The 4,043-nt window shown below is 67.5% G+C and carries 5 protein-coding genes; 2 read left to right on the forward strand and 3 right to left on the reverse strand.

Annotated features, from left to right (window positions below):
- A partial coding sequence (locus VGB60_RS08085; RefSeq protein ID WP_331037761.1) for an amino acid--tRNA ligase-related protein occupies positions 1-827 on the reverse strand: 827 nt, incomplete at its 3' end.
- Positions 828-1,020: 193 nt separating this feature from the next.
- Between VGB60_RS08085 and VGB60_RS08090 the strand changes: the two genes are divergently transcribed.
- Positions 1,021-1,710 carry a chromosomal replication initiator DnaA gene (locus tag VGB60_RS08090; protein WP_331037758.1) on the forward strand — a complete coding sequence of 230 codons (690 nt, stop codon included), beginning with the start codon at positions 1,021-1,023 and terminating at the stop codon, positions 1,708-1,710.
- Positions 1,711-1,839: 129 nt separating this feature from the next.
- The gene (locus VGB60_RS08095; protein WP_331037759.1) at positions 1,840-2,271 is read left to right on the forward strand and encodes an RcnB family protein; all 432 of its coding nucleotides are present in this window, start codon (positions 1,840-1,842) and stop codon (positions 2,269-2,271) included.
- Positions 2,272-2,436: 165 nt separating this feature from the next.
- Here VGB60_RS08095 and gatB read toward each other — a convergent pair whose 3' ends face one another.
- Positions 2,437-3,933, reverse strand: coding sequence for an Asp-tRNA(Asn)/Glu-tRNA(Gln) amidotransferase subunit GatB (gatB, locus tag VGB60_RS08100; RefSeq protein WP_331037760.1), 1,497 nt, complete (start codon positions 3,931-3,933; stop codon positions 2,437-2,439).
- 2 nt (positions 3,934-3,935) lie between these two features.
- A partial coding sequence (locus tag VGB60_RS08105; RefSeq protein ID WP_331037762.1) for a hypothetical protein occupies positions 3,936-4,043 on the reverse strand: 108 nt, incomplete at its 5' end.

Here is a 4,043-nt window from a genome sequence, read left to right on the forward strand (position 1 = left end):
GGATACGGATCGACCCGCTTGCCGTCGGCGAACTCCTCGAACACGCCGTGCATGACGGGTTCGATGGCAGCGAAGACATCCTCCTGCGTGACGAAGCTCATCTCGACGTCGAGCTGGTAGAACTCCAGTGACCGGTCGGCGCGAAGATCCTCGTCGCGGAAGCAGGGCGCGATCTGGAAATAGCGGTCGAAGCCGGACACCATCAGCAACTGCTTGAACTGCTGCGGCGCCTGCGGCAGCGCGTAAAACTTGCCGGGGTGCAGGCGCGACGGCACCAGGAAGTCGCGGGCGCCTTCGGGCGACGAGGCGGTCAGGATGGGCGTCTGGTATTCCAGGAAGCCCTGACCGACCATGCGTTGGCGGATCGACGAAATCACACGGGACCGCAGGACGATGTTCTTGTGCAGGGTGTCGCGGCGCAGGTCCAGGTAGCGGTGCTTGAGGCGGATCTCTTCGGGATATTCCGGCTCGCCGAAGACCGGCAGCGGCAGTTCGGCGGCTTCCGACAGCACCTCAACCGCCTGCACCCGCAGCTCGATCTCGCCGGTCGGCAGGTTGGCGTTCACGACCGAGGCGTCGCGGGCCACGACCTCGCCGTCAACCCGGATCACGCTCTCCGCCCGCAGGCGCTCGACGGCCTCGAACCCCGGCGTCTCCGGGTGCAGCACCAGCTGGGTGAGACCGTAGTGGTCTCTCAGGTCGATGAACAGCAGGCCGCCATGGTCGCGCTTGCGGTGCACCCAGCCGGACAGACGGACGGTCGCGCCCGCGTCGCTCGAACGGAGGGCGCCGCAGGTGTGGGAGCGGTAGGCGTGCATGGTCGGAATCTTCGGATTGGCAGTCGCGCACGACTGGGAATTCGGGAGCGCGTAGGGCGCATCATCGCCCCGGAAAGTCAAGGTTTCGGCCGAAGCGGGCCCCGCCGCGGGTCCTGCCCGACCCTCTCCCGTCCACAGTCGTGCGCGGTTGTCCACGGCGGGGGAAGGAACCTGATCGCCGGTCTGTTATAACCGTCCCGAAATGGCTCTTCCTCCCTCAGCCGCCGACCAGATGCGCCTGCCGCTGCGGCGGGACCTGCCCGACGACGCCGACGGCTTCGTGGTGTCCGACTGCAACCGCGCGGCGGTCGAGGCCCTCGCCGACTGGCCCGGTCGGATCGGCGGCGCGAGGGCGCTCTGCGGTCCCGAAGGCTGCGGCAAGAGCCGCCTGGCGCAGATATGGGCCGAACGGGTGGGCGCGGTCGCTCTGCACGGCGGCGAGGCCGCCCTGATCGATCCACTCGAGATCGAGGGGCGCCCGGTGATGCTGGATCGGGCCAAGGACGTCGATGACGAGACCCTGTTCCATCTGATCAACCTCGCCCAGGCGCCCGGGGGCGCGCTGCTGATGGTCGCCCGTTCCGCGCCTTCCGCCTGGGATTCCGCCCTGCCCGACCTCCGCTCGCGCCTCGACGCGGTCATGAGCGTGCTGATGGAGGCGCCGGACGACGCCGTGCTCGCCGTCATGCTGCAGGCGCGCTTCGCCGAACGGGGCATACGGCCGGCTGGGGACGTCATTCCCTATCTGCTGCGGCGGATCGATCGCTCCGCCGCGGCGGCCGCCGCCGTGGTTGAGCAACTCGACGCCCTGCACCGGCCCGTGACAAGGGCCTTGGCGCGAGAGGTGGTTGAGGGCGCCCGCGGCGGCGGCGACCTCTTCGACGAGTCCTGACCTGCTCCCTAAACGGGGCGTTCAGTGTCAATTCATGCGCCTGGAGTCAGCCTCGAATCCTTGTCGGGTCTCACGTCGCGGGCTTCGATCAGGGACGGTGCGCGCGACTCCATACGCAGGAGACGTCACATGAAGAAATCCCTCTTAATCGGCGCGCTGGCGCTGTCCACCCTGGCCGCCCCCATGGCCGTCTCGGCGCAGTCCTGGGGTTATGACCGCGACCGCGACGGCCGCTACGAACGCTGGGAGCGCCGGGCGGCCCAGAACCGCTGGGACGGCGGCCGCTACACGGACCGGGAACGCTACCGAGACTGGCGGCGCGGCCAGCGCGACCAGTGGCGCGACGGCCGCTACCGCCCGCCTTACGGCAACGCATACGGGCAGCGCTGGCGCCGCGGCGCGGTGATCCCCCACGATTATCGCCGCAACTGGTACGTCAGCGACTACCGCCGCTACGGCTGGGCCCCGCCGCCGCGCGGCTACGGCTACTACCGGACTGACACCGGCGACATCGTCGTCGCAGCGATCGCGACCGGCGTGATCCTGTCGCTGCTGGATTGAGATAGGCTGTCTGTCTCCTCCCTGTTCGCGTTAGCGAATGGGGAGGTGGCGCGGCGCGTCTTCGTGCCGTGACGGAGGGGTAGGACGCCGTGCGAGCGGCTGGTGCCCCTCCACCGCTTCGCGGTCCCCCTCCCCATCGCGTCGCGACAGGGAGGAGACATTCGGTCAGAGCCCCAGCTTCGCCTTCAGGATGTCGTTGACCGCCGCCGGGTTGGCCTTGCCGCCGGTGGCTTTCATGACCTGACCGACGAACCAGCCGATCGCCTGGGGTTTCTCGGCGACAGCGGCGGCCTTATCGGGGTTGGCGGCGATGATGTCGTCGACCGCCTTCTCAATGGCGCCGGTGTCGGTGACCTGTTTGAGGCCGTGCTTCTCGACGACTTCGGCCGGCGAGCCCTCGCCGTTCCAGACGTGATCGAACACCTCCTTGGCGATCTTGGACGAGATGACGTTCTTCTCGATCAGCTCGACCAGCTGCGCGACATGCGCGGCCGGCAGGGGGTTTTCGGAGAAGTCCTTCCCGTCCGCCGTCAGGCGCGCCGATAGCTCGTTGGTGACCCAGTTGGCCACCAGCTTGGCGTCTCGGCCCCTGGCCGCCGCCTCGAAGTAGTCGGCCTTGGCCTGTTCTGAGATCAGCACCACCGCGTCGTACTGCGACAGGCCGTAGTCGGCCATCAGCCGGCGGCGCTTGGCGTCCGGCAGCTCCGGCAGGGAGGCCTTGATGCCGTCGATCCACGCCTGCTCCAGCTCGAGCGGCAGCAGGTCGGGGTCGGGGAAGTAACGATAGTCCATCGCCTCTTCCTTGGAGCGCATCGAGCGAGTCTCGCCGGCCGTAGGATCATACAGGCGCGTCTCCTGATCGACCTTGCCGCCATCCTCGAGGATCTCGATCTGACGCCGCGCCTCGTAGTTGATGGCTTGGCTGATGAAGCGGAACGAGTTGACGTTCTTGATCTCGCAGCGCGTGCCGAGGTGGCTGAAATCGCGCGTGGCCTTGAACTTCGCGTACTGGCCCTCCCGGCATACCGAGACGTTGACGTCGGCGCGCAGATTGCCCTTCTCCATGTCGCCGTCGCAGGTGCCCAGATACATCAGAATGGTTCTGATCTTCTTGACGTAAGCCACGGCTTCTTCAGGAGAACGGATGTCCGGTCGCGAGACGATTTCCATCAGGGCCGTGCCAGCGCGGTTCAGGTCGACGTAGCTCTCGGCCGGCGACAGGTCGTGGATCAGCTTGCCCGCGTCCTGCTCCAGGTGCAGCCGCTCGATGCCGACGTTGAAGAAGGAGCCGTCCTCGGCCTCCACCTCCACCACGCCCTCGCCGACGATCGGATGGAACAGCTGGCTGATCTGATAGCCCGTCGGCAGGTCGGGATAGAAGTAGTTCTTACGGTCGAACTGGCTGCGTTTGTTGATCCGCGCATTGAGCCCCAGCCCGGTGCGGACGGCCTGTTCGACGCAGTGCCTGTTCAGGGTCGGCAGCATGCCGGGAAAGCCGGCGTCGACCAGCGACACCTGCTCGTTCGGCCCCGCGCCGAAGCCGACCGCCGCGCCCGAGAACAGCTTGGCCTTCGACGCCACCTGGGCGTGGATCTCCAGCCCCATGACGATTTCCCAAGGGCCGGTGCGGCCCTGGATGAGTTTGGAGTTCGGTTCGGTCATGCTCACCACCACTTCTCCGGCCGCGCCGTGAAGCCCGCGGACCGCTCCAGCACGTCCGCGACCTGAAACACCGTCGCCTCGTCCAGCGCCTTGCCGATGACCTGAAGGCC

Source organism: Brevundimonas sp. (assembly GCF_036399195.1).
Taxonomy (GTDB): domain Bacteria; phylum Pseudomonadota; class Alphaproteobacteria; order Caulobacterales; family Caulobacteraceae; genus Brevundimonas.